24 protein-coding genes are annotated in these 24,619 nt (G+C 45.5%); 8 read left to right on the forward strand and 16 right to left on the reverse strand.

The genetic code is table 11. From position 1 onward, the window contains the following. Positions 1-39: 39 nt before the first annotated feature. From trxC to nadS, 3 genes are read left to right on the forward strand one after another with little or no spacing between them, the layout of a single operon-like run. Positions 40-486 carry a thioredoxin TrxC gene (gene trxC / locus DK187_RS08495; RefSeq protein ID WP_111606919.1) on the forward strand — a complete coding sequence of 149 codons (447 nt, stop codon included), beginning with the start codon at positions 40-42 and terminating at the stop codon, positions 484-486. Between the two features lie 53 nt (positions 487-539). Then, entirely contained in the window at positions 540-887 is a 348-nt protein-coding gene (locus tag DK187_RS08500) for a type II toxin-antitoxin system RelE/ParE family toxin (RefSeq protein ID WP_111606920.1), read from the forward strand. After that, positions 880-1,164, forward strand: a complete 285-nt coding sequence (nadS, locus tag DK187_RS08505) for a NadS family protein (protein WP_111606921.1) — start codon at positions 880-882, stop codon at positions 1,162-1,164. The genes DK187_RS08500 and nadS overlap by 8 nt, the downstream gene beginning before the upstream one ends. Before the next feature lie 77 nt (positions 1,165-1,241). On the opposite strand, the gene DK187_RS08510 is transcribed toward nadS, so the two are convergent. The 7 genes from DK187_RS08510 to rnt form a co-directional block, all read right to left on the reverse strand. Continuing rightward, the gene (locus tag DK187_RS08510) at positions 1,242-1,493 is read right to left on the reverse strand and encodes a YfhL family 4Fe-4S dicluster ferredoxin (RefSeq protein WP_111606922.1); all 252 of its coding nucleotides are present in this window, start codon (positions 1,491-1,493) and stop codon (positions 1,242-1,244) included. Between the two features lie 10 nt (positions 1,494-1,503). Then, the gene (trhP, locus tag DK187_RS08515; protein WP_111606923.1) at positions 1,504-2,886 is read right to left on the reverse strand and encodes a prephenate-dependent tRNA uridine(34) hydroxylase TrhP; all 1,383 of its coding nucleotides are present in this window, start codon (positions 2,884-2,886) and stop codon (positions 1,504-1,506) included. A gap of 169 nt (positions 2,887-3,055) precedes the next feature. Further along, on the reverse strand, positions 3,056-5,215 hold the full coding sequence (locus tag DK187_RS08520) for a TonB-dependent siderophore receptor (RefSeq protein WP_111606924.1): 2,160 nt from the start codon (positions 5,213-5,215) through the stop codon (positions 3,056-3,058). A gap of 207 nt (positions 5,216-5,422) precedes the next feature. Beyond that, on the reverse strand, positions 5,423-5,683 hold the full coding sequence (locus DK187_RS08525) for an HP1242/YdcH family protein (protein WP_111606925.1): 261 nt from the start codon (positions 5,681-5,683) through the stop codon (positions 5,423-5,425). 307 nt (positions 5,684-5,990) lie between these two features. Beyond that, on the reverse strand, positions 5,991-9,485 hold the full coding sequence (locus DK187_RS08530; RefSeq protein WP_162623485.1) for a DUF748 domain-containing protein: 3,495 nt from the start codon (positions 9,483-9,485) through the stop codon (positions 5,991-5,993). 26 nt (positions 9,486-9,511) lie between these two features. Next, the gene (locus tag DK187_RS08535; RefSeq protein ID WP_111606927.1) at positions 9,512-9,898 is read right to left on the reverse strand and encodes a YbaN family protein; all 387 of its coding nucleotides are present in this window, start codon (positions 9,896-9,898) and stop codon (positions 9,512-9,514) included. A gap of 65 nt (positions 9,899-9,963) precedes the next feature. Beyond that, a complete protein-coding gene (rnt, locus tag DK187_RS08540; RefSeq protein WP_111606928.1) occupies positions 9,964-10,632 on the reverse strand; it encodes a ribonuclease T in 669 nt (222 codons plus the stop codon). 95 nt (positions 10,633-10,727) lie between these two features. On the opposite strand from rnt, the gene DK187_RS08545 reads away from it, so the two are divergent. From DK187_RS08545 to DK187_RS08565, 5 genes are all read left to right on the forward strand, one after another. Further along, complete coding sequence (locus DK187_RS08545) at positions 10,728-11,615, forward strand: flagellar protein MotY (RefSeq protein ID WP_111606929.1); 888 nt, start codon at positions 10,728-10,730, stop codon at positions 11,613-11,615. A 187-nt stretch (positions 11,616-11,802) separates the two neighbouring features. Further along, the gene (locus DK187_RS08550) at positions 11,803-13,035 is read left to right on the forward strand and encodes an argininosuccinate synthase (RefSeq protein ID WP_111606930.1); all 1,233 of its coding nucleotides are present in this window, start codon (positions 11,803-11,805) and stop codon (positions 13,033-13,035) included. Positions 13,036-13,236: 201 nt separating this feature from the next. Continuing rightward, the gene (locus DK187_RS08555; RefSeq protein WP_111606931.1) at positions 13,237-14,130 is read left to right on the forward strand and encodes a ribokinase; all 894 of its coding nucleotides are present in this window, start codon (positions 13,237-13,239) and stop codon (positions 14,128-14,130) included. 75 nt (positions 14,131-14,205) lie between these two features. Continuing rightward, a complete protein-coding gene (locus tag DK187_RS08560; protein ID WP_111606932.1) occupies positions 14,206-15,147 on the forward strand; it encodes a nucleoside hydrolase in 942 nt (313 codons plus the stop codon). Between the two features lie 76 nt (positions 15,148-15,223). Next, on the forward strand, positions 15,224-15,496 hold the full coding sequence (locus tag DK187_RS08565; protein WP_111606933.1) for an RNA recognition motif domain-containing protein: 273 nt from the start codon (positions 15,224-15,226) through the stop codon (positions 15,494-15,496). 68 nt (positions 15,497-15,564) lie between these two features. On the opposite strand, the gene DK187_RS08570 is transcribed toward DK187_RS08565, so the two are convergent. The 9 genes from DK187_RS08570 to rsxA form a co-directional block, all read right to left on the reverse strand. Next, positions 15,565-15,891, reverse strand: a complete 327-nt coding sequence (locus DK187_RS08570; protein ID WP_111606934.1) for a Rossmann-fold NAD(P)-binding domain-containing protein — start codon at positions 15,889-15,891, stop codon at positions 15,565-15,567. A gap of 169 nt (positions 15,892-16,060) precedes the next feature. Beyond that, positions 16,061-17,386: an omega-aminotransferase AptA gene (gene aptA / locus DK187_RS08575; RefSeq protein WP_111606935.1), complete on the reverse strand. Its 1,326-nt coding sequence runs from the start codon at positions 17,384-17,386 to the stop codon at positions 16,061-16,063. 126 nt (positions 17,387-17,512) lie between these two features. Further along, positions 17,513-18,148: an endonuclease III gene (nth, locus tag DK187_RS08580; RefSeq protein ID WP_111606936.1), complete on the reverse strand. Its 636-nt coding sequence runs from the start codon at positions 18,146-18,148 to the stop codon at positions 17,513-17,515. A 32-nt stretch (positions 18,149-18,180) separates the two neighbouring features. Then, positions 18,181-18,960, reverse strand: coding sequence for an electron transport complex subunit E (locus DK187_RS08585; RefSeq protein WP_111606937.1), 780 nt, complete (start codon positions 18,958-18,960; stop codon positions 18,181-18,183). Between the two features lie 9 nt (positions 18,961-18,969). After that, positions 18,970-19,587 carry an electron transport complex subunit RsxG gene (gene rsxG / locus DK187_RS08590; RefSeq protein ID WP_111606938.1) on the reverse strand — a complete coding sequence of 206 codons (618 nt, stop codon included), beginning with the start codon at positions 19,585-19,587 and terminating at the stop codon, positions 18,970-18,972. Continuing rightward, positions 19,587-20,645 (reverse strand): electron transport complex subunit RsxD, encoded by a 1,059-nt coding sequence (gene rsxD / locus DK187_RS08595; RefSeq protein WP_111606939.1) that lies wholly within the window; start codon positions 20,643-20,645, stop codon positions 19,587-19,589. Before rsxD ends, rsxG begins: the two co-directional genes overlap by 1 nt. Further along, complete coding sequence (gene rsxC / locus DK187_RS08600) at positions 20,646-23,348, reverse strand: electron transport complex subunit RsxC (RefSeq protein WP_111606940.1); 2,703 nt, start codon at positions 23,346-23,348, stop codon at positions 20,646-20,648. Next, positions 23,348-23,944 carry an electron transport complex subunit RsxB gene (gene rsxB, locus DK187_RS08605; protein WP_111606941.1) on the reverse strand — a complete coding sequence of 199 codons (597 nt, stop codon included), beginning with the start codon at positions 23,942-23,944 and terminating at the stop codon, positions 23,348-23,350. Before rsxB ends, rsxC begins: the two co-directional genes overlap by 1 nt. Before the next feature lie 9 nt (positions 23,945-23,953). After that, entirely contained in the window at positions 23,954-24,535 is a 582-nt protein-coding gene (rsxA, locus tag DK187_RS08610; protein WP_111606942.1) for an electron transport complex subunit RsxA, read from the reverse strand. Positions 24,536-24,619: the final 84 nt, after the last annotated feature.

Below are 24,619 nucleotides of genomic sequence, written 5' to 3' on the forward strand. Positions count from 1 at the left end.
TCTGTTTATGAATGAAAGCACTTAATCACGAGGCTCAAAATGACCAATTCACCGATACAAATAGTTTGTCAAAGTTGCACGACCAAAAACCGTGTACCGAAAGACAAGCTGGGCAATAAGCCTCTTTGTGGCAAGTGTAAGAACCCTGTTCTTTCTACCAGTCCTGTTAAAGGCAGTGATCAAAATTTTAGACGTTATATTACAGACAATGATTTACCCGTAGTGGTCGATTTTTGGGCGTCTTGGTGTGGGCCGTGTCAGCAATTCGCGCCTGTTTTTGAACAGGTAGCTGGTGAAATGTCGACAAAAGCGTGTTTTGTGAAGCTGGATACCGAGCATAACCAAACGACGGCAGGCGGCTTTAATATTCGCTCCATTCCGACTCTGATGATCTTTCATCATGGCAAAGAAGTGGCACGCCTATCCGGCGCTTTACCGAAAGCACAATTCCAGCAATGGTTAGCTCAGAACTTACCAGATGTTTGAGTAGGGAGATTCTTGCTTTGCATTAAGTAATCCATTGGATTACAATTTTTCTTATGCAGAATACTATTACCGAATTACCAGAATACATCAAACGGGCGGATTCTTTGCTTTCTGAATCTGAACGTAAGGCTGTAATAGATTACCTTTCTGAACACCCAAAAGCTGGAGATGTTATGGAGGGTACTGGTGGCATTCGTAAGCTTAGATGGAGTCGTGGCAATACAGGGAAGAGTGGCGGTGTTAGGGTGATTTATTATTACCACGACGAGAGAATCCCCCTTTATCTTTTAACTATGTTTGGAAAAAGTGAAAGGGCTAATTTGTCTAAAACAGATAGAAATTCTCTTGCTAAATTAGTTGGCATTCTCGTTTCAACGGCTTTGGAGAAAAATTATGATTAGCGCATTTGACAGCATTGCCCAAGGGCTTCAAGAAGCAATTGACCTAAACAATGGTAAAGAGGTTGCGGCTAAAACACACCGTTTAGAATCTGTTGATGTTGCAGAGTTACGTCGCAACCTTGGATTAACTCAGATGGAATTTGCTTCGAAATTCTGTATTAGTGTATCGACTCTACGGCATTGGGAAAGAGGCGATCGTACACCTCATGGGCCAGCATTGGCATTGCTGAATGTGGTGGCAAAAGAGCCGCAAGCTGTTATGCGAGCGCTTGCTTAACACTGCATTCTGTTTATCTATTTTTGCCTAATTATTTTGATAGTATTGTTTGAAGCTCTCGGTTTCAAACATCAGCTTTAAATCTCAAAGTACATATCTACAAACTTTTCGTATAACGCTTCTTCGGTTTCGCGTCTGTCTGGGTCGGGTTTCACACAGTCGATAGGGCAGACGGCGACGCAGGTGGGTTGGTCGTAGTGACCAACACATTCTGTGCACTTATCGGGATCGATGACATAAATCTTCTCGCCCATGGTGATGGCGTCATTAGGGCATTCCGGTTCGCACATATCGCAGTTGATGCAGCGGTCGTTGATGAATAATGCCATGTCGTCGCCTTTATGCCGTTGCGCTAGCGTGCGGTTGGCGGGTGGTTTGTCCTTCCGCTAGATTTCTTAGCAAGATGCCCATGGACGCATCGATACCTTGTGGACAAGGAAGTGACACCACGTGACCGCTGCCTTTGGCGACGTCGATAGGGCGGCCATGTTTATCGTTCAGCTCGCTTAACTGAAAGCTGATATTGCCTTTTGGGGTCATCAATTCCAAAGAGTCGCCCACACTGAAGCGGTTCTTCACTTCTATGGTGAGTGAATCGTCGTTGGTAGCGATGACTTCACCGACAAACTGTTGCTGTTCGCTAATGGAATTGCCTGTTTCGTAGTTTTGCAAATCTACATGACGATGGCGTTGTAAGAAGCCATCGGTGTAACCTCGGTTGGCAAGGTTTTCTAAGCTGCTCATCAGGCCTTTATCGAAGTGCTTGCCTGCCACGGCGTCATTAATGGCTTGGCGGTAGATTTGTGCGGTTCTGGCGCAATAATAAAATGACTTGGTGCGGCCTTCGATTTTTAATGAATGTATGCCCATTTTGACTAAGCGCTCCACGTGTTGAATAGCGCGTAAGTCTTTTGAGTTCATGATGTAGGTGCCGTGTTCGTCTTCAAACGCGGGCATGTATTCGTCTGGACGACCGCGTTCTTGCAGCAAAAAGAGCTGATCAGTGGGTTCTTGAATGTGCACAGCAGTCTTTTGGTATGGTGTAGAAGCGCCGCTGCTGGCGATGATCTGCCCCACGTCGTCTTGTGTTGCTTCATGGGCATTGTATTCCCAGCGACATGCGTTGGTGCAAGCACCTTGGTTGGGGTCGCGCTTGTTCATGTAGCCAGACAGTAAGCAACGACCAGAATAGGCCATACACAAGGCACCATGAACGAAGACTTCCAGTTCCATATCGGGTACTTTTAAACGAATTTCTTCGATCTCGTCTAAGGACAATTCACGCGATAAGATAACGCGGGAAATACCCTGTTGTTGCCAGAACTTCACTGTTGCCCAGTTGACTGCGTTGGCTTGTACAGAAAGGTGAATTTGTTGATCGGGAAAAGCGTCACGCACCAGCATAATAAGTCCAGGATCGGACATGATGAGCGCGTCTGGTTTGAGATCTATAACCGGTGCCAAGTCTTGCAAGTAGGTTTTTAATTTTGCATTGTGAGGCGCAATATTGCTGACCACATAAAGTTTTTTGCCCAGCTCATGGGCTTCATTGATGCCAATTCCCAGCTTTTCTAAATCAAATTCGTTATTGCGTACTCTTAATGAATAGCGTGGCTGTCCTGCATAAACGGCATCTGCACCGTAAGCAAAGGCATAACGCAGGTTTTTTAACGAACCCGCTGGAGAAAGTAATTCTGGCATGAAGGCTTTTTCTTGAGACATGAGTTTCACCGATCGATCAAAACGGGCGGAGTTTACCTGCGTGTTGATTGAACTCAAGCTCTGAGAAGGGCATTCGTTGGCTAAATAAGGTATGGTTGATCTAGGTCAAAAGTTGAGTAAGTGAAAGGGGGGAGATAAAGAAATCTGCCCCCTTTATAGATTGACTACGTTAGAAGTCGTAGGCGGCGGTGACGTAAACGCGACGGCGTTCGCCAACAAATGAGCCTATGGTTTCAGTGAAGCCGCTGACGGCGTATTCTTTATCGAACAAGTTTTTGATGTTCAACTGGAATTTCCAATCTTCATAGCGAGTTTGCCAAGACAAGTCGTACACTGTATAGGGTTTGACGGTTTGTCCCTGACGGTTGATTTGATCGCTAACGTAGTCCGCACCTACAGCAATAGAGGAATCTATGCTTGGGAAGTCGTAACGAGTCCAAGCGCCAAATTGATTATAGGGCGTATTGGCAAAGCGGTCGCCATCAGCATATTGAATACCATCGGTGGCTTCTTTAACGACAGTATCATTATAGGCGTAACTTACATTGGCGACCCAGCGAGGAGTGATGTCTGCCATGATATCCAGTTCTATGCCTTGGCTGCGAACCTTACCAAAGGAAACCAATAAGTTGCTGTCATTTGTGTCTTCTTGCAATATGTTTTCACGAATGATGTGGTATGCAGCAAGGTTGACATTGAGCTTGTTGTTAAACCAATAGCTGCGTACCCCCACTTCGACTTGTCGGCTTTCTTCTGGATCAAACAAACTGCCATCGGCTGATTTCTGTTGGTCTGCAGCGTCTTGTGGCACGAATCCGGTAGAGATAGAGGTGTAAGGTTTCCAGTTGTCATTGATTTTATACGTCGCACCAATGCGGCTGGAATAACCTGTGTCGTTGTAGTCTAGTTTGCCAGCGCTGGTAGTATGATCTTGATATTCTTCCTCGAAACGATCTACCCGTATGCCAGTCAATAAATCCAAACGCTCTGTTAGCTTCCATTGATCTTGAACATAAAGTCCTAGGCGATCGGTGGTGGTGATTTCATCCGTTTTTAAATGCATGGTATAGCTATTAACATCGTCTTGGCCGTAGATAGGGTCTGTTAAGCTAAGGTTAGAGACGCCGTCGGCTTTGTTTGCATAACTGTAGAGGAAACTATTTTTTTGATGAAAATAGTCGCTGCCCACAAGCACCGTATGATCACCTAATTCGGCAATTAAATTGCCAGCCAACGTAATGCCTTTACGGGTGCGGACTTGGTCACGGTACTGACGCTGAGTGGTGTCTACTGTGCCGTCACTGTCGCTGTCTATTAGCTTGCTAATTTCATGGTATTTCTGAGTTTCTGTGTTTTCGAAGTAACGAACAGACACATTACTGTCTAGCCATGAGTTGATGCTATGGTCTAGGCGTGCTTGAAAGACTTGCGCGTCCAGTTCTTGGTAGTCGGATTTCTCATTATTGTTCCATGAGGTATCGGCTAGGAAGTTGCCCTCGTCATCGGTGGGAATACCCCGTAAGCGCGCACCAGAAATGTATTGGTGAATGTCCGTGTACTGAACGGTGAGCGTGTTATTGCTGTCTATGTCCCAAGCGTAACCCAGATCAATAATCTGGTTTTCTTCTTCTACATTGTTGCGGTAAGAGTCTTGGCCGTCTGAGTAGATACCAATACGGTAACGTTGCGAGGCGTCTTCGTTGGCAGGGCCAGACGATTCAATGCTGCCGCTTAGGAAATCTTTATTTCCTGCGCTGACTTTGAGTGTGTTTTTCTGTTCGTAGGTCGGCTTTTTCGTCACATAGTTAATGACACCGCCCGGTTCACCTGCGCCATAGACGGCGCCCGATGGGCCTTTGAGAACCTGTATTTGTTCTATGGTAAACAACTGAGGAATGGAGAAGTCGCCAAAAGGGTCGCCTTTTAGGCCGTCATAGAGCACTTCGTCTTGGCTAAAACCTCGCAATGTCACTGTGGACACATTGTTTTGCGACATGCCAGAAATAGAGCGATACAAGTCGGTGATCTGTCTTGCGGCTTGGTCTTCAATGAGCGCCTCGGTTACCACTTGAACAGACTGCGGTGTTTCATCTATGGGGGTTGAGGTGCGAGTGGCTAGAGCGGCTTCATCTTCTTTGTAATGGGATAGGGCGCGGCCTTGTACTTGAAGTGTTTGCAGTTCGATGTCGGATCCTTCCTTAATTTTTGTATCCCAGTCATTGAGATAATCATCATAGGTAATGCTGCTTGAAGTTTCTGCGAAAAGCACACTGGAGAAGACAAGTACTCCACAAGCCTGCATCATCATTAAGGAGGTTTTTAGCGTCATAATGTAAACCAATAGAAGATGAAAAGGATGTGTATAGTAATTGCTATGATAGTCATTATCAAATGAGAATGAGCTTACATTACTTACGATAGGTCTATTTAGGTGTGTTTATGGATTGGATGTGGTTATGTGTTGGATGTGCTTAGGACTGCTTGCTAAATAAAGCCACCACAGGCTCAGGTTTGCTCTTGTGGTGGCCCTAGGGGATTAAGCTTTTTCAGCCGCGAGTCTGGAGGCTTTGATGTAGCCTTGCAGTGTATCTTTTAATTGCAGGCGTTGTTTTTTGAGTTTTTCTTCTTCCAAGGTGGTCGAAGGGATAATTTCTTGTTCCATTTTTTCCACTTCTTTTGTTAAGTGGTGGTATTCGTCATAGAGTTTTTTAAAGTGTGCATCGTCCATTTTTAGCTGGTGGATGTCGTCTTTGAATTCAGGAAATTCGTTCACTAAACTATGGTCTTCAATTGGCATAATTGCCTCCTATATTGATTCTATCTTGATTAAGATTAACCTAGTTGTGCTGATTTTCTCTTGATGCTGGTCAGGCTTTGTTCACTCTATAAAAATTTAACCTGTTGTTTTTTGCATCCATTTCGGCATCTGTGTTTCTTGTGCCTCACCTACTGTTATGGCCTGTTTATTTTGTTTTTCAATGGTGGGCGTAAAGTCTAGGGAAGGTTGCACTTTTGCGTGAGGTTCTTTGCCCTTTTTTGACATAAAAAAAGCCGCGTTATTGGCTATCGCGGCTTTGCTACGTGGAATGCTGGTAAGTTGAACTCTAAAAATTCAACTCTACCCTTGGTTTGCTGCTGTTGGAAAGGTCGATTTCAGGCGAGCAAAGAAAAATTCGTGATGAAGCGATACCTTCATTGACCAAATAGTCTTTTAAATGATCCGCACGTTTTTGTGCCAGCATTTTGGCCTTGTCCCTAGTGTCATCATCGATCGCGACGGGAGGCTTCTGCAAGCCCAGATCGAGATAACTGGCGATACCACAGGCCTTTAGTTGGCTGTCTTTTTTGTCTTTCATCAACGCGCTGAGCTGTTGTAAGAAAATGGTTTGAGATTCATTTAAGTTACTGTCTTGCGCTGTGAACATCAGCGGTTCTACACGAATTCTCAGTAGCTGGTCTCCGGCAAATTGAGCAATGCTGATGACGTTTGCGTAGGGCACGAAGGTTTGCATTAAGTAAGTACTCGAGGCACTAAACAGTGCTTTTCGAACCGGTAAGAGTAAGAAGTCTTGCCAACCAAATGCTGGGTTTTCGATATCACCAGACAGTGGAATATCTAAGTCAATATTGTTGTTGCTGTCTTTTAAGACGCTAACAGCAATATTGAATGGTACGGCTCCCGCCTTGACAACAGTACTGCTGTCTTGGCGACCGCCTAGATCAAACTCTCTTAATAGAATATTTGAATTGCCACTCAGTATACCGTTTTTAGATTTGAGCTTTAGATCAAGATCTAATTGTCCTGAGTCAATCTGATAACCCAAAACAGTGGCAATGTAGGACGAATAAGGCGGCAGTTCGGCTTCTTTTATGATCACTTCACTGTCTAAAGTCAGTTTGTCGGCAAGAGGCCAAATGGTTACATCACCTTGTAAGATGGTATATTTGCCGTTGCGAGCTTTCAAGGCCAGTACTGTGGCTTGATCTTTCTTTTGCGTGTTGAGGTTGCGCAAAGACAAGGTATCGATTTCTAATGTGCGCTGCAAGGCAGGCGAAATGCTGTTATCTTGCACATAAATACTGGATGATCCAGTAGTGTCATAAGCGTCTAAAATCACATAATAAGGCGCTTTGAAAGCGGGGTTTTGTTCTGCCTGTTGTGTGTTTTTAATGACATTTTTAGCGTCTTCTTCCCTAGGCGACGTGCGATTTTTCACTGACGTTTGTGGCGGTTTCTGTTGTTCGGTCTCGACAAAAACAAGGTTTTCAATGCGTTTTTGCGCATCTAATATCAGGTTTACCTTGGCGGAGTCTACAGTGATCTGCTTGATTTTAGCGCCGTCTTGAGTCGCGTTTGCCTGTTCGATTTTGATGTTGCCAATTTGGCTTAACGGCAGCAGTGCTCGATTGTCATTGGACCCAGAAATCGCTTCTGAGACAATTAAATTGGCAATGTTTAATTGCGCTAGGGAAGCGTCAAAATCTTTGTCTTGTTGGGTAAAAGTCAGACCTGTGATGTCCGCATTGCGCCAAGAGGCGAGGCGTTTTGTATCACTCAGCAAGCTATCGACTGATTCACTGGTAATATTAATATTACTGCCTTTTATGGCGGGTGGCTGCTGATTGATTTGTTCAACGTTTAGCTGTTCGGCGGTCAATGTTGCGCGACCTAGTGAAAATAGCTTCTGATTGCTTTGTGTTGCTTTTAACCCTTCGATATTAATGTTTAGCTGCGTGTTTTTGGCTGAAACAGTATCGCCATCTTTTTGTAGGGCAAGTGTGTTTGACAAGTTGAACACATCGTAATTCGCCGTGTTCCCAGCTTGTTGTACAGCGAGGTCACTGCTGCGTATTTCCGTAAATAGTGAGGCCGTTAAGATATCTTTGGTGTCCACATTAACCGCTACATTATCAAGTGACATAGCAAGTTGCTTGTTTTGCAAAGCAAGGCTATCAAGTGAAACGGCCAATATGTCTAGGTTTACTTGTGTTGAGTCGAGGTTGGCCGTGAGCCCTAATTGCTCATCTTGTTTGACGTTAAAAGGTGCATTGAGCGTTAGCTGATCAAATTGTACCTTTTGCTCTGCTTGTGTCAAAAATACGCTATTGAGCGTTAATGTAAAATCTCCAATAGCGGTTAAGCTGAGTTCATCTTGTTTTACGTCGAATGGTGTGGTCAATTTCATTGCATCAAGCTGTGCTTGTAAATCGTCTTGAGTGAATGCAAAGCCTTCGATTTGTGTATCCAGCGTCCCTGTTGTTGCTAACCCAAGTTCGCCTTGTTGTAGACTAAATGGGGTGTTTAATGAAAGCGTATCAAACTGTACTTTTTGATCTGATTGGCTGTAGGACAGTTGTTCTAGTTGCGCCTCGACATGACCTTTTGTTGCGAGTCCTGCGGTATCTTGTTTTACATCATAGGGGGTTTTTAGTGACAGGGTAGCCAGCTGTGCCATTACTTCGCCTTGAGTAAAAGCGAGCTCTTTAAGTTGTACAGCGACGTTGCCTGTGGCGGATAGCCCAGATTCACCTCGTTCGAGGTTAAAAGGTGTCTCTAATGCTAGCCTTTCAAAGGCGATTTTTTGCTCAGCTTGGGTAAAAGATGACTGCGTCGATTGCAGATTAATAGCGCCTGCTGCCATTACCTTATCAGCAGAGCTGAATTGAAAAGCCGATTGTGACAGCGCAAGAGAGGTGGATTTTGTCGTGACTTTATCCTGTGCGTTGAGAGGAAATTCAAGTTCATCAATCTGTGTGTTGATTGTGAGGTTTTTTATATCAAAAACGGGAGCGCCATTGGCTTGTGTTTGCGCGAACTGAAAACGTCCTGTTAAGTCTAGTTGTCCTTTGCCTTCATGGTAGGGTGAGGGCAAAAAATGACGCAGACTTTGAATCGGTAGGTATACCTTGGTGATATCGATGTCCGCAGTGGCTTGTTCTGGCGAGTAGTCAAATTGACTGTCTAAAGACATGGTTGCTTCGTTCAACAGGGCGGATAGAGAAACATCGCCTTTCCAACTTAACCCTTGTCCTGATAAATCATTGACCGATAAATTTTTCAAGATAAAGGTGTCTGACGTTGCCGGCAGATTTAGGTCTGGTTGGCGAGATAGATTGACTTGGCTGTTGGTAAATGAAAAAGATGGCAGTGTGATCGTCCAAGGCGTTGCTGGTTCAGACTCTTGTTCCGGCGGTTGTTGATCTTCTGGGGTAATGAATTGTGCGGTATTAATACCCGCAACGATCCAATCTTTTTCAAGTTGAGTAACGACCAAGTGTAGGTCTTCAATTTTGGCTTCAGATAAGTGGACGGTTTTAGTGAAAAGAGGCCATATTTCTACTTCAACAATAGCGCGTTTGAGCGTGAGTGTATCTTGGGTGTTATCTTGAATCACAACGTCTTTTATATCGATTTTAGGCGGGAAAAAATCGACTTTTAGTTTGCCAATCGACAGTGTTTGCCCTTGTTGTTGAATGTAAGACGTTAAATAGTGTTCCGCAACAAAAGGAGTCGCCAACCATAAACTGGTAATAAGCGCGGTTACGCCCGCAAATGGGTAGAATATAAAGTGGCGAAAGTGTCGGCGTGTCATCATCATAAAGCTTGTCAAAATACCTGTAAAAATTAGCGGGTTTTGTCGTTGTCTTCTGTACGAATTGGCATGCGCAGTAAGTAAGTCATGACACATAAACCGATTATAAGCAGCCCAATGGTTGCCCAAAAACGCGAGACAACAAACATAGAGATAGTCATACCGATCCACATGAAAAGAATAGCGCGGTTTCGTGCGCGTCGTGGAATGCCATCGGAGGACTGCCAATCATGCACAATAGGACCAAAAAATTTGTGATTGAGCAACCAAGAATGAAATCGTTTGGACGATTTAGAAAAACACCAAGCGGCTAACAATACGAATGGCGTGGTAGGAAGCAAAGGTAAAAAAATACCAATAATGCCGGATATGAGAGAGAACCATCCCAATAGCAGATACAGAATTCGCTTTCCTTGCATAGGCAGGCCCATCTTAGTGAGAAGAAAAACGGGCTTTCATGATGCTGCCCGTTTTTATTATGGCGTTATTTTCCCGAATGGAAAATAGCCTCCATGCTTTCTTCTTCTGCATTTTCGACAAGAGGCCAGCCACCAAGACGCTTTAAACGATTGACCATTTCACAGAACAGCTCAGCTGTTTTTTCGGTATCGTATTTTGCTGAATGGGCTTCTGAGTTGCTAAACGGAATAGATGCCGCTTCACAGGCTTTTGCCAATACGGTTTGTCCAAATACCAAGCCTGCTAGGCTGGCAGTGTCGAAGCTAGAAAAAGGGTGAAATGGATTACGTTTAATATCCGCACGCTCAATGGCGGCATTTAAAAAGCCATGATCAAAAGACGCATTGTGGCCAACTAATATGGCACGCTTGCAGCCAACGGACTTTAGCTCTTTACGCACTTTAGTAAACATTTGGTTGATGGCCTCGCTTTCTGGCATGTCTTGTCTGCCGGGAGCAAAGGGATCAATGCCAGTAAAGTCGAGTGCGGCTTTTTCAAGGTTGGCACCTTCAAATGGCTTGATTAAAAACTCTAAGGTTTCATGGATATACATGTCGCCATTTTCATCCATTCGTAGGATGCTGGCGGCCATTTCTAATAAAGCATCGGTTTTTTGATTAAAGCCTGCGGTCTCTACGTCGATAACAACAGGTAGGAAGCCGCGGAATCTATCTTTGATTTCATGGTTTGACAAAAGAAGGTCCTTAATTCTGCCGCTTGATCAACAGTAACGGTATACAATAGGATCGGATCATAACACATTTGATAATGCTTGAACGAGATGTCTAAATGGGAATTCCCCAACAACTTCTAATTCGCACCACATTTATGCTCACTATGGCCATGCCATTTGCGCACGCTAATGCCATTATTCATTACCAATCCGGTATTTCCGATTCTGAGTGGCTGCTTTCCGGCGATATATTTTCGTGCAGTTTAACGCATCCGGTGCCGAATTATGGTGAAGGTCACTTTATCAAAGAAGCGGGTGAGCCAATGAAATTTATTTTGCAGCCGCAAAATGAAAAATTAGGCCCCGGTCAAGTGTACATTATTTCTCAAGCACCAGATTGGTCTCCCGGAGTGAAGCCCGAGACCTTGGATATTTTGTCTTACCCAGGTTACGGTTTGACCGTTGAAGTGGGTGGTAAAGTGGCTGAAAGAATGTTGACGAGCCTAGATCGTGGGCGTCACCCTGTGGTGGCGGGAACGGCGTGGGAAAATAGCCGTGAGACTATAGAAGTGGGGTTGTCGAACATTAATTTTGCGCCAGCTTACACAGAATTTCGGCGCTGTTTGGCCAGCTTATTGCCGGTAAATTACGATCAAATTGCGAGAACGGCGGCGTTATTTCCAACCAATGGGGTGAACCTGACAGATCGGATTAAGGCGCGTTTGGATCTCGTCGCCTTGTATGTTTCTTCAGACCCTAGTGTGGAATATATTTATATTGATGGCCATACTGATTCGATTGGTTCGCGTCGAGATAACCGCGAGCTATCAAAAGAGCGTGCTGAAAGGGTGACGTCTTATCTTTTGGAGAAAGGGGTGCCTGCTGACAAAATTATTTCCCGTTATCATGGTGATCGATACCCAGCGATGACAAACAATACCGCTTCAGGTCGAGAGCGTAACCGACGCGTAACGATTCGTTTAGAAAAGATAGATGCGAATTGATTTTCCAACTTTTTACCTGTTTTGAAACTAGGTTAACGCCCCACTTTGCTGAATTTATCTGAGCAAAGAGGGGCTTTTTGCTTGCTAAGCAAGAATCGAGATCTTACACTTACAGCCCCTTTTTTAAATTATTAGCGCCGCCATGTACTGGTGTGGGAGCGCGAGCTCGTTGAGGAGAATAGAGATAATGTCTGACGTGAAGAAGGTAGTGCTTGCCTATTCTGGCGGCCTGGATACTTCCGTAATCGCGAAGTGGCTTCAAGAAGAGTATAACTGTGAAGTGGTTACCTTTACCGCTGATTTGGGTCAGGGTGAGGAAGTTGAACCAGCTCGTGCTAAAGCTCAAGCGTTGGGTATTAAGGAAATCTACATTGAAGATTTGCGCGAAGAATTCGTTCGCGACTTCGTTTTCCCTATGTTCCGTGCCAACACTATTTACGAAGGTGAATACCTATTAGGTACATCTATTGCGCGTCCTTTGATCGCGAAACGCTTGATCGAAATCGCCAATGAAACTGGCGCTGATGCGATTGCCCATGGCGCGACTGGTAAAGGTAACGACCAAGTCCGTTTCGAGCTTGGTGCATATGCTTTGAAACCTGGCGTAAAAGTGATTGCGCCTTGGCGTGAATGGGACCTAACGTCTCGTGAAACCCTAATGGCGTACTGTGAAAAACACAATATCCCAGTGGATTTCTCAACGAAGAAGAAAAAATCTCCTTATTCTATGGACGCTAACCTACTGCACATTTCTTTTGAAGGTGATCAGTTGGAAGACCCATGGACAGAGCCAGAAGACGATATGTGGCGCTGGTCCGTGTCTCCTGAAGACGCACCAAATGAAGCGACTTACATTGAAATCGGTTACGAAAAAGGCGACCCAGTGTCTATTAATGGCGAAGTCATGTCTCCTGCCACTATCTTGGAAACATTGAACAAGGTTGGCGGAGCGAATGGCATTGGTCGTGTTGACATCGTAGAAAACCGTTTCGTAGGCATGAAAGCGCGTGGTTGCTATGAAACACCTGGTGGCACCATCATGATGAAAGCACACCGTGCGATTGAGTCTATTACGTTAGACCGTGAAGCGATGCACCTAAAAGATGAGATGATGCCGCGTTATGCGAAGTTGATTTACAATGGCTTCTGGTGGTCGGAAGAGCGTCGTATGATTCAAGCTTTGATCGATACGTCACAAAAATACGTGAGCGGTACTGTGCGTCTTAAACTGTACAAGGGCAACGTAAGTGTGGTTGGTCGTCAATCAGCAAACAGCTTGTTTGACAGCAAAATTGCGACATTTGAAGACGATGCAGGTGCATACGATCAAAAAGACGCAGCGGGCTTTATTAAGCTAAATGCCTTGCGTATGCGTATTGCCGCTCAAAAAGGCCGTGGTTTTCTAGATTCTGATAAGTAATCGTTGGTTACGTTAAAAGTAGCGATTTAGAAAAATAAGCTTTCAAAAAACGCTCCGTTCTTGCAGAATTGGAGCGTTTTTTATTTTTGTACACTTGGTCAGTATTCGCTGGTGAATTGACATAGCATGTCGTTTTGCAGAATGAACAGTAGAATGAAATGTGCCGATACGTAAAGCACGCTGATCTGAAGGAAGAGAATTATGACAATTTATAACTTTGGTTCGATTAACCTCGACCACCTTTATCAGCTAGATCATTTTGTTCGCCCTGGCGAGACCATGGCGTCTAATAGCTACCAATGTTTATTGGGTGGCAAAGGAGCAAACCAATCTGTTGCGCTTGCTAAAGCGGGTGCTGATGTAAAACACGTCGGTGCGATTCACCACAGTGATCAAGCGGTTATTGATCAGCTAGAATCCCTTGGTGTGAATACAGACCTAATAAGCCGAATTGATGTGCCAACGGGTCATGCGATTATTCAGCTAACCAAAGAAGCAGAAAATTCGATCATTTTGTACCAAGGCGCGAACCATGCGCTGACGGAAGATCAGGTTGATCAAGTGTTATCCAATGCTAACGCTGGTGATTGGGTGTTATTGCAAAACGAAACGAACCTTATTGAATATATCATGCGCAAAGCGCAAGAAAATAAAGTTAAGGTCGCGTTTAATCCAGCACCAATGGACGCTGAACTCACCAAGAAAGTGCTTGATTTTGTTGACCTGTTAATTGTGAACGAAGTTGAAGCCATGGATTTGATCGGCACAACGGATATCGACAGCACCATTGAAGCCTTCCCGAAGGTTTACCCAGATTTAGCCGTATTAATGACGCTTGGTAAGGCCGGTGTGTGTTACTTTGATGGAGAAGAGCGTTTGTCGGTAAAGGCATTTTCTGTCGACGCGGTTGATACCACAGCGGCGGGAGATACTTTTATTGGTTTCTGCTTGTCGTCTCTTATGAAGGGCGATGACATGAAGCAAGCCATAACGCGTGCCTGTGCAGCATCTGCTATTTGCGTTACTCGTTTAGGTGCGGCGTCATCCATACCAACACAAGATGAAGTGACGGCCTTTCTTGCCAAACACAGTTAGTTAAAAGCAAGGCATTCAGGATGTCTAGCCAAGAATACATAGCCAAAAATGTACAGCGAAAAGAGGAAGTGAAACATGGCTCGTAAAATTATTATTGATACCGATCCAGGAATAGACGATGCAATGGCGATCTTCTTCGCCTTTCAAGCACCACAGCTTGATGTATTGGGCTTAACAACCACATTTGGTAATGTGTCTGTGGATTTAGCGACACAAAATGCCATTACCTTGACCGAGATTGCTAAGGTTAATGTGCCCGTTGCAAAAGGCGTTGCTGTCCCAAGTAAAATTGCACCACGCCCACACCCTGACTTTGTTCATGGCAAAGACGGCTTCGGTAATATCGACTGGCCAGCACCACAAGGTAAAGCTATCGAGAAAAGCGCCGCTCAGTTTATCGTGGATACTGTTCGCCAATACCCAGGTGAAGTGACGATTATCGCACTTGGTCCATTGGGCAACCTAGCGAAAGCCCTTGAGCTTGACCCAGAAGTAGCCAGCCTAGTAGACGAAGTGGTTTTGATGGGGGGAACGGCCATTGAATACGGTAATGTCTCTCCGGTTGCGGAAGCCAATATTATGAACGACCCACACGCGGCGGACATTGTCTTCACGGCGCCTTGGCAAGTGACTATGATTGGTTTGGATGTAACCCATCAGGTGTTGTTGGACAACACTGTGTTGGAGCGTATTAAAAAAGCCAATCCAGTCGAGGGTGGTTTCTTGTACGATTGCGCTCAGCATTACATTAATTTCTACAGTAGCCGTTTCGATATGGATGGTTGTTATTTCCATGATGCTTCGACCATTGCTTATGTGATGGACCCGAGTATTTTTGGTGTAGAGCTTGGTGCTGTGCGTGTTGCCTGTGACGGTATTGGTATCGGCCAAACGATTTTTGCACCACAAGGTATGACTTTCCCAGAGCCACATTGGAACGATGTGCCTATGACACAAGTCTGTATGGAAGTGGATAGCGAGAAATTGCTCAAACTGTTTGAGACAACCTTGTCTTAACGGGTTAGAATGGCGCAATCTAACGCAAAGGCATGGCAGTATTGTCCATGCCTTTTTTATTTATGAAGAGAAAAATATGAAACTATTAGTCAGAAACCTTGCCCGCAACACCACAGAAGAAGAATTGAGAAGCTTGTTTGCCGTTCACGGTACATTGCAGTCTTGTACTATTGTGATGGACAAAGAGACAGGTGAATCGAAAGGCTTTGCCTTCGTTGAAATGCCAAAAGTGGGTGAGGCGAAAGTCGCCATCAAAACGCTTAATGGCATGGACGTAGATGGCTCTAAAATTCGCGTTAAGAAAGCGGAAGAAGCAGCACCTAAAAAATCGGCAGACGATGCTGAATAAATCCATATAAACACACATTAGGTCTGCCGATTTCCTCGCTTGTTAGTATGTGATAAGCGAGGAGTGAACTAGGAATGAGCGTCGGCAAATTCTTTGATGAAAGCCACGTCTTTGCTTGAAATAGTATGATAGCTAAGCTTTATGTAATGTTTGTTATGTTCGTTAAACACATCTAATTGCGGATCACACAATATCTTGATTGTGGCTGTTTTTCCCTCATGAATCGCTTTTAGCTCTAGCTTTACCATTTTTGACCCTTGTAAACCTTCTGGCGCTTCCACTTCTATCATTTGAGTTGATATGTGTGTGCAATGGATCGGCATAGTTTTACCGTTGGTTAAAAACAGTGTCCCTGTCCAAAAACAACGAACATAAGGGGAATGTGAAATAGACATTGCTTTACCTTTTGTAAAATGAAGACTCAGGCCAAAAATGACGCTTTTGGGAGTGCCATTATAGTGTAAGATTGCAGAGATGTGATAGCTAGATAAAATTGATATGGATCAAGATGTTGCGCCATGTCTATGAGCAACATCTTGATTATTGGGGATACATTAGTCTTGTTTAGCTTTGTTTTTGTAGTGTTTCGCCCAATGCGTTGATTAGACTGTCTATTTCGGATGGTTCGGTGGTGAAGGGCGGTGCTAATTGAATGGTATCGGCGCCATAACGAACGTAATAGCCTTTGTCCCACATGGCCATGGCGATTTGGAACGGACGTTTGGCGGGTTCGCCATTGATAGGCGCAATGGTGATTCCTGCTGCGAAACCGTAATTACGGATATCCGTAATGAGTGGGCTGGCGTCTTTTAGCTGATGCACGCTGTTTTCCCAAGTCGCGCTCATACTGTTGACTCGTTCTATTAAGCCTTGTTTTTTAATCTCACCGAGCGATGCTAAACCCGCAGCGCAAGCAATAGGGTGAGCAGAATAGGTGTAACCATGCGGGATTTCTAACATGTATTCTGGGCCGCCATTGTCCATGAAGGTATCGTAGATTTCTTGTTTGAAGGCCACTGCTCCCATTGGAATGACACCATTGGTGACTTGTTTCGCCATGGTAATCACGTCAGGCGTTACCCCAAAGGCTTCTGCGCCTGTCTTTGCGCCCATGCGACCAAATGCGGTAATCACTTCATCGAAGATAAGCAAAATATTGTGTTGATCGCAAATCTCACGCAAACGCTTCAAATAGCCTTTAGGTGGCACAATCACGCCTGCTGAGCCTGACATAGGTTCCACAATGACCGCCGCAATATTCGACGCATCGTGCATCATGATTAGATTAAGCAGATCTTCAGCACGCTCTTTACCTTGTTCTGCCATACCTTTGGAAAACTCACTGCCTGGCACTTGGGTGTGAGGCAAGTGATAGGATTCTAAGCCTTGACCATAAAGTGTGCGGTTCGCAGGAATGCCGCCAACGCTGAAGCCTGAAATTCCTGCGCCATGGTAACCTTTAGCGCGTCCTATAAACTTGGTTTTTGTGCCCATGCCTTTCTTACGCCAATAAGCGCGAGCGACTTTTAAAGCCGTATCAACAGACTCTGAGCCAGAGCCCGTGAAGAAAATCCGGTTTAGTCCTATGGGCATGAACTCGGTAATTTGCTCAGCCAGCAAAAAAGACTTCTCATGACCGAATTGAAAAGCAGGAGAGTAATCAAGTGTTTTGACTTGTTGTGCGACGGCCTCGTTGATAGCCGCAACACTATGACCCAAGCCGCATGTCCACAAGCCAGATAAACCGTCGAAAATCTTTCTGCCATCGGAATCGGTGTAATATTTTCCTGCGGCCGAGGTGATGATACGAGGGTCTTTTTTAAACTGACGATTGCCTGTATAGGCCATCCAATGGGCATCAAGCTGGGCTTGGGTTAGATGGTGACTCATAGCATCCTCTCTCTATAAAGTGAAATATCAATAGAGTAAGCATGCCGAGCTAGAAAGGTTTAATAAATGCGATGTTATTTAAATTTAGGTTAGTCTTTAGTTAACTAAAGAGCGTTGATTAAAAGATTAGGTTGAGGTCTTATCTTTAAATTCGCACAAGTCTTCAATCACGCATGCGTCGCATTTAGGTTTGCGAGCGACGCATATATAACGACCGTGAAGTATCATCCAGTGGTGCGCATCCAGAAGAAATTCTTTTGGGACGAATTTAAGCAGTTTCATTTCTACTTCTAGGACGTTTTTGCCTGGCGCCACCTTGGTACGATTGCTAAAACGAAAAATGTGAGTATCGACGGCCATGGCGACTTGGCGAAAAGCGGTATTAAGGACCACATTGGCGGTTTTGCGGCCAACACCTGGCAGCGCCTCGAGCTCTTCACGAGTCTCAGGGACGATGCTGTTGTGCTTTTCGATGAGGATTTGGCAAGTCTTGATGGCATTTTCGGCCTTAGCGTTAAATAGGCCAATGGTTTTGATGTAGCTTTTTAGACCATCCACACCCAGCGCCAGCATTTTTTCTGGTGTGTTCGCGACAGGAAAAAGCTTGCGCGTGGCTTTGTTGACACTCACGTCTGTGGCTTGCGCAGAAAACAACACCGCAATCAAAAGCTCAAAAGGTGAGCTGTATTCCAGCTCGGTTACGGGATTTGGGTTTTCAGCTCGTAAGCGAGAGAAAATCTCGTAGCGTTTGTCTTTGTTCACGTTTGATTGCCTTATTTCTTTTTAGATAAAAGTTAACTAACTTGCCCAGTAACACGAACTCGTTTTGACGCACTTGGGCCGTCTTTGGCTTTCTGTGTGGCGATACGTTGCTTTTCGCGTTCATCAAGATAATTTTTGCCTGCGATTAACAAACCTAAGCCAATAAACGCGCCTGGTGGTAAAACAGCAAACAACACATTAGGATAGTTTTCGAACACCACCCATTTCCACCCAATGGCGACATCACCAAACAATAGTTGCATATCAGAAAATAGCGTACCTTGGCCAATCAGTTCGCGCATCGCGCCTAGAGTCACTAGGATAAACATGAAGCCTAAGCCCATCATAAAGCCATCTATAGCCGATGGTAGTACGGGATTGCGGCTGGCAAAGGCATCTGCTCGGCCAAGGATGGCGCAGTTAGTTACGATCAGTGGAATAAAAATCCCTAGAATTTGATAGAGTTCATAAGTATAAGCCTGCATCACCAATTCGATACAGGTGGTGAACGAGGCGATGATCATCACGAAGGCTGGCAGACGAACCGCATCAGCAACATAATTACGGATGATGGAAACGGCAATATTGGAGCCCATCAACACAACCATGGTCGCTAAACCAAGGCCTAAGGCGTTGACCACGGTACTGGTTACCGCCAACATAGGGCACAAGCCGAGCAACTGAACCAGAGCCGGATTGTTTTTCCAGATACCGTTATAAATGATTTCTGCGTAATTGGCGCTTGGCGTACTTTTGTCTTGATATTCGTCTTGAGTCGCGTTGACGGCGTCTGTTTCGGCACTCATTTTCATTGGTTTATCCTAATAAGCTAACAGCGTATCTTGGTGTTGTTCAAAATAGATCAGGGTATTTTTAACCGCACGAACCACGGCGCGAGGGGTGATAGTGGCCCCTGTGAATTGGTCAAAATCCCCGCCGTCTTTTTTCACGCCCCAGCCTTTAAGGTCTGGATTGTCTAACGATTTGTTAGAGAAGCTGAGTATCCATTTGGATTTTTTAAGCTCCACCTTGTCGCCTAGCCCCGGTGTTTCTTTATGACTGATGACTCGGCTACCAGTGACAACACCGTTTTTATCAATGGCAACCAACATGTCTAAATTGCCGTTATAACCGCGAGGAGCGATGGTCTCGAAAATAATAGCAGTGACTTCGCCATCTTTGCGAGCGATGTGAATTTTAATGCCTTCTTCACTCCCCAATAACGGATCGGCAGGAAGAAAGGCTACGTCTTTGGTTAAATCGTTATCGTACAAATTGGCTGGCAATATTTCATTGAAAGCGGAAATTTGCGCTTCCAAAATATTGTTCTTAATGGTGTGGTCGGTCAATTGATGCGTGATGGCAATGAGACCAGCAGTCAGCACGGCAAAGATCGCCAGACCTAGACTGTTGCGACGAATAGAGGCGAACAATTCCATTAGTTATCCTCCCCGACTTTTAAGCCTGTTTTGGCTTTTTTGTGGCCGTAGGTTCTGGGTTGTGTGTAGTAATCGATTAAAGGTGCCGCGAAGTTCATCAGTAATACGCCAAACGCCACACCATCAGGATAGCCGCCCCAAGAGCGAATAATATAAATCAAGATGCCAATGCCAGCACCGTAAATCAGTTTGCCGCGATTACTGGTGCAAGAAGACACTGGGTCGGTGGCAATAAAGAAGGCGCCAAACATCGCCGCGCCCGTGATGAGGTGGAAAAACGGCGTTGCTGTGTTCGTTGGGTCCAATAAATGAAAGGCGCCAGACATGACCAACAAAGCACCCAATAGTGCCACTGGTGTGTGCCAAGTGATAATACGCAACCCAATCAGAGCAAGACCACCCACAAGATACGCTAGGTTGACCCAAAGCCAGCTGTTTAGACTTGGGCCTTGCAGCGCGGCAATGCTGCTAAAAGCCGTTTGGCTATCCAGCAAATCCTTGTGTTTAAAGCCGTCTAAGGGGGTTGCCATGGTGTAGCTATCAATCACTGGCAGCTGATGGAAAATCGCCTGCAGGCTTTGCATGAAAGACATAGTTTCGCCGGCTGACACCATGCTATGCACGCCTAGCCACTGACTCATTGGCACAGGAAAAGACACCAGTACAATGGCGTAGCCGACCATGGCTGGATTGAATGGGTTATTCCCTAAGCCGCCATAAAGCTGTTTGGCAAAGATAATCGCAAAAGCGACCGCTGTGACCGTTACCCACCAAGGCACAACGGGGGGAAGGGCAACGCCTAATAACACAGCGGTTAATAGCGCGCTGTAATCTTTCAAGAAAAAACCCACCTGACGGCGACGAATCGCCAGAATAGCCGCTTCACTTAATAATGCCGTGATGCAGGCAATCATTAGGTTGATTAGCGTGCCCCAGCCAAATAACCAAGTCTGTACCACGATGCCAGGAATGGTCGCTAAAATGACCATCTGCATCACCCAAGCGGTGCGACGTCCTGCACGTTGTGTGTGGGGGGAGGTGATCCTCAATAATGCCATTTAGCGATTCTCTTGCAGGTTGGTTTGCGAATGAATAAGTTTTTCTAACAAGGCCTCGGCGCTTTGCAGACGTTGTTCTGTGGACGTAATCTCTTGATTAATACTGTCCGCGTCTTCTGGTGCGCTTTCTAAACGCTTATTCAGTTTATTGATTTGCGCTTTCGCTAAAGCCACGGCAATTTTTTCCTTTTTGATCTGATTGGCCAAATCCATTTCTGGCTCCGCTTTGGCTTGGCTTTTGGCAATCGCCTCCGTTGTGCCTTCTACGTGAGTCGCAACGGAAGTGGTCACTGGTGTGCTTTCTTCTGCTTCAAGAGCGGCCAGCTTTTCTTGCGCTTCTATCAGTTTTTTAGGCCATTCTGACGCTTCTATTTCGCTTTCGTCTTTGCCTTGTTCTTTCAAAAGCTGGATGTTTTTCTCGGCTTTTTTCACGCCTGCTTTGGCGATGGCAAGATCAATTTTACGTTTCTTAGCGGCATCGGCATCCACACTGTTTGGCGCCACTTCGGCTATTGTTTCTGTCTTTGTCGTCGTGGTTGCTGGATTGGCTAAGGCGTTTTCCAGTTCGTCCGCTCGCTGTTGCGCTTCTTTTAGCTGTTGGCGAATGGCGTTGATTTCCGGGGCTTGAATCTCTTCTGCTTTCTTCAAGGCTTTTTCGACCTTCTTCACCGCCGCTTTGGCAATGGCCGCGTCGATTTTGAGCTTTTTCAACTCGTCGCTAATCGCTGTTTTCGGCTCAGTGGTTGAGGCGCTCATGGTTGTCTGAGTACTGTCACTTAGCTTACTGACTGTGTCTTGAGCGGTTTTTAGATCGGCTTCAAACGTGGTGATCTTATCTTTTAATTCCTGATCATCAGGTGTATCGGCAAGTTGCTTTTGCAGTTTTTTCAGTTTTACACCAATTAAAGCAACGTCCACTTTGGCCTTTTTCAATTCGTCATTAACCGGCGCAGGGGCAGGCTTAGTCGCATTGGCTTCAGCCGCAATGGGCGCGGCTTCAACGGTTTTGGCGAGCTGCTCTTCAAGTAAAGCGACGGCTTTTTCTTGTTCAGTCACTTGTAGCTGCAAGTTGCTGATTTCTTCAACATGTTCGTTTTCTTGTGCTTCAAGCAGTTGTTTTTGTAGCTTTTTCAATTTGGATTTGCCGATGGCGATGTCCACTTTGAGTTTTTTCGATTCGTCAGTCGTTGCAGGCGCAGCAGCGAGCGGTGCGGCTGCGTTTGCCGGTGCGGCTTTTTTCTCTTCCGCGGCTTTGCTTGGTGTCGCTTTTTGACGAGCAAGGCGCTTGGCTTCTTTTTCAGCGGCTTCAGCGTCTTGGCGGGCTTTGCGCGCCTCAAAGCGTTGCTTAGCCAAGTCTGATTTCACGGTCGCTTCACGGGCTTCGCGTATGCTGCTTTTGGTATGACGATAATACTGCACCAATGGAATGCTACTTGGGCACACATAAGAACAAGCGCCGCATTCGATGCAATCAAATAGATTATGGTGTTCGGCTTTTTCGAACTCTTGGCTTTTGCTAAACCACAACAACTGCTGAGGTAATAAGCTGGCAGGGCAGGCTTGTTCGCACATGCCACAGCGGATGCAGGCTTGCTCAGGTGCGGGTGGTGGAAGCTCTTTTTTACTGGCGGCCAAAATGCAGTTACTGGTTTTGACAATCGGAACAGCGGCGGAATTTAATGTGTAACCCATCATTGGGCCACCCATAATCAAGCGGTTGAGTTTTTTCGGTTCAGATTCCGCGTAATCCAATAAGTGCGCAACCGGTGTGCCAAGCAACACTTCGACGTTTTGCGGTGCTTTTAAGGCATCGCCTGTTAGCGTGGTAAAGCGTGAGATCAGAGGTTTTCCAAACGTAATGGCATCGTGAACTGCCACGCAGGTTCCGACGTTTTGACATAATATGCCGATATCCGCTGGATACTGTCCGCTTGGTACTTCTTTGCCTGTTAATAACTGAATTAACTGTTTTTCACCACCAGAAGGGTATTTGGTTGGCACCACGGCAATTTGAATCTTGCTGTTGCGCTTGCCTAATACGGCTTGTAAGGCCGCAATAGCGGTGGGTTTATTGTCTTCGATGCCAATAACAACGTGATCCGCCTGCACAAGGTGTTGCAGTATCTCGATGCCGAGCACTAATTCTAGGGTTTTTTCACGAATTAGCATGTCATCGGCCGTGATGTAAGGTTCACATTCTGCGGCATTGATAATGAAATGCGTGAGTGGGTTCTTATAGGCGCCTTGAAGTTTCACTTGTGTCGGAAAGCCCGCACCGCCCATCCCGATAATGCCCATTTCAGACAAATACGCCAACACATCGGTTTTACTGATGTCTTGCCAATGATGTAAAGGCTCAAGTGTGGTCCAAGTATCGTGGCCGTCTGGCGAGATAATAATACAAAGGTCACTTAATCCAGAAGGATGGGCAATTAGGCGTTCTTCAATAGCGGTAATCGTACCCGACGTTGGTGCGTGTAAAAAACTGCTTAAAAAGCCATTGTTGATGGCGATGGTTTCGCCTTTTAACACCTTATCGCCTACCTTGACTAAAGGACGAGAACTTTGGCCTATGTGTTGTCCAAGTGGCAAAATAAGCTCGCTTGGTAGACTCGGTCGGCCTAAAGGCAATTGTAAGGATTGGGCTTTGTTTTCCGCTGGGTGAATACCGCCATGGAAAGAAAAAATCTTGGCTGCTTGCATTAGTGTGCAACCTCCGTTTGGCGATCGGTGGCAATAATATTTAATGAGGTTGCGGCAATACCTTGTGGTTTGTCCCAAGACCAAGTTTTCGCTGTCACGCCTACTTCTACCATATCAATACAATCTACAGGGCAGGGCTCTACACAAAGGTCGCAGCCTGTGCATTCATCTGCAATGACGGTGTGCATTTGTTTAGCTGCACCTAAAATAGCATCCACAGGACAAGCCTGAATGCACTTAGTGCAACCGATGCACTCGTCTTCACGAATCACCGCAACGCGTTTTGCTGTTTCGGTGCCGTGGTCGCCGTCTAAAGGAATGGCTTCCACATCCAATAAATCGGCTAACGCTTGGATCGTCGCTTGCCCCCCGGGAGGGCAATGATTAATGGCTTCGCCGTTCGCAATGGCTTCCGCATAGGGACGACAACCAGGATGGCCACATTGACCGCATTGGGTTTGCGGCAACAGGGCATCAATTTGGTCAACAATTGGGTCGCCTTCCACATGAAAGCGCACATTGGCGTAACCGAGGATGGCACCAAAAATAAGCGATAAAAGAACTAAGATTCCAATAGCGAGTAGAACGGTTAGCATCGTCGACTCCTAAATCTGTACAAGGGCGGTGAAGCCCATGAAAGCCAAAGCCATCAGACCGGCGGTAATCATACCAATCGCTGAACCTTTAAAAACCGTTGGCACATCGGCCACGTTAATGCGCTCGCGCATAGCAGAAAACAGAACCAATACAAAAGAGAAACCGACCGCAGCACCAAAGCCGTAAAGAATCGATTCGACAAAGCCATTTTGTTTGCTGATGTTCTGTAGCGCCACACCTAATACCGCACAGTTGGTGGTGATTAAAGGCAAGAAAATACCTAATACGCGATAAAGCAGAGGACTGGTTTTATGCACCACCATTTCAGTGAACTGCACAACAACGGCAATCACCAAAATAAAGGAAATGGTCTGTAAGTACTCGAGTCCAAATGGCTGCAAAATATAGGTGTAAGTGAGATAGCTGCATAGACTCGACAATGTCAAAACAAAGGTCGTGGCCATGGCCATACCAATAGAGGTTTCTAATTTGCCAGATACGCCCATAAAAGGGCAAAGTCCCAAAAACTGTACCAATACAAAGTTGTTAACCAAGATGGTACTGACCAGTATCAAGAGATATTCAGTCATCTCACTTCCAAAAATATAGGAGACCTATGCACAATGTTGTGTAAAGGTTTCATTAGGTGAATATGGTGATTTTAGATGCTTTTG

Origin of the sequence: Marinomonas arctica, from assembly GCF_003259225.1 — a bacterium.
GTDB lineage: Bacteria > Pseudomonadota > Gammaproteobacteria > Pseudomonadales > Marinomonadaceae > Marinomonas > Marinomonas arctica.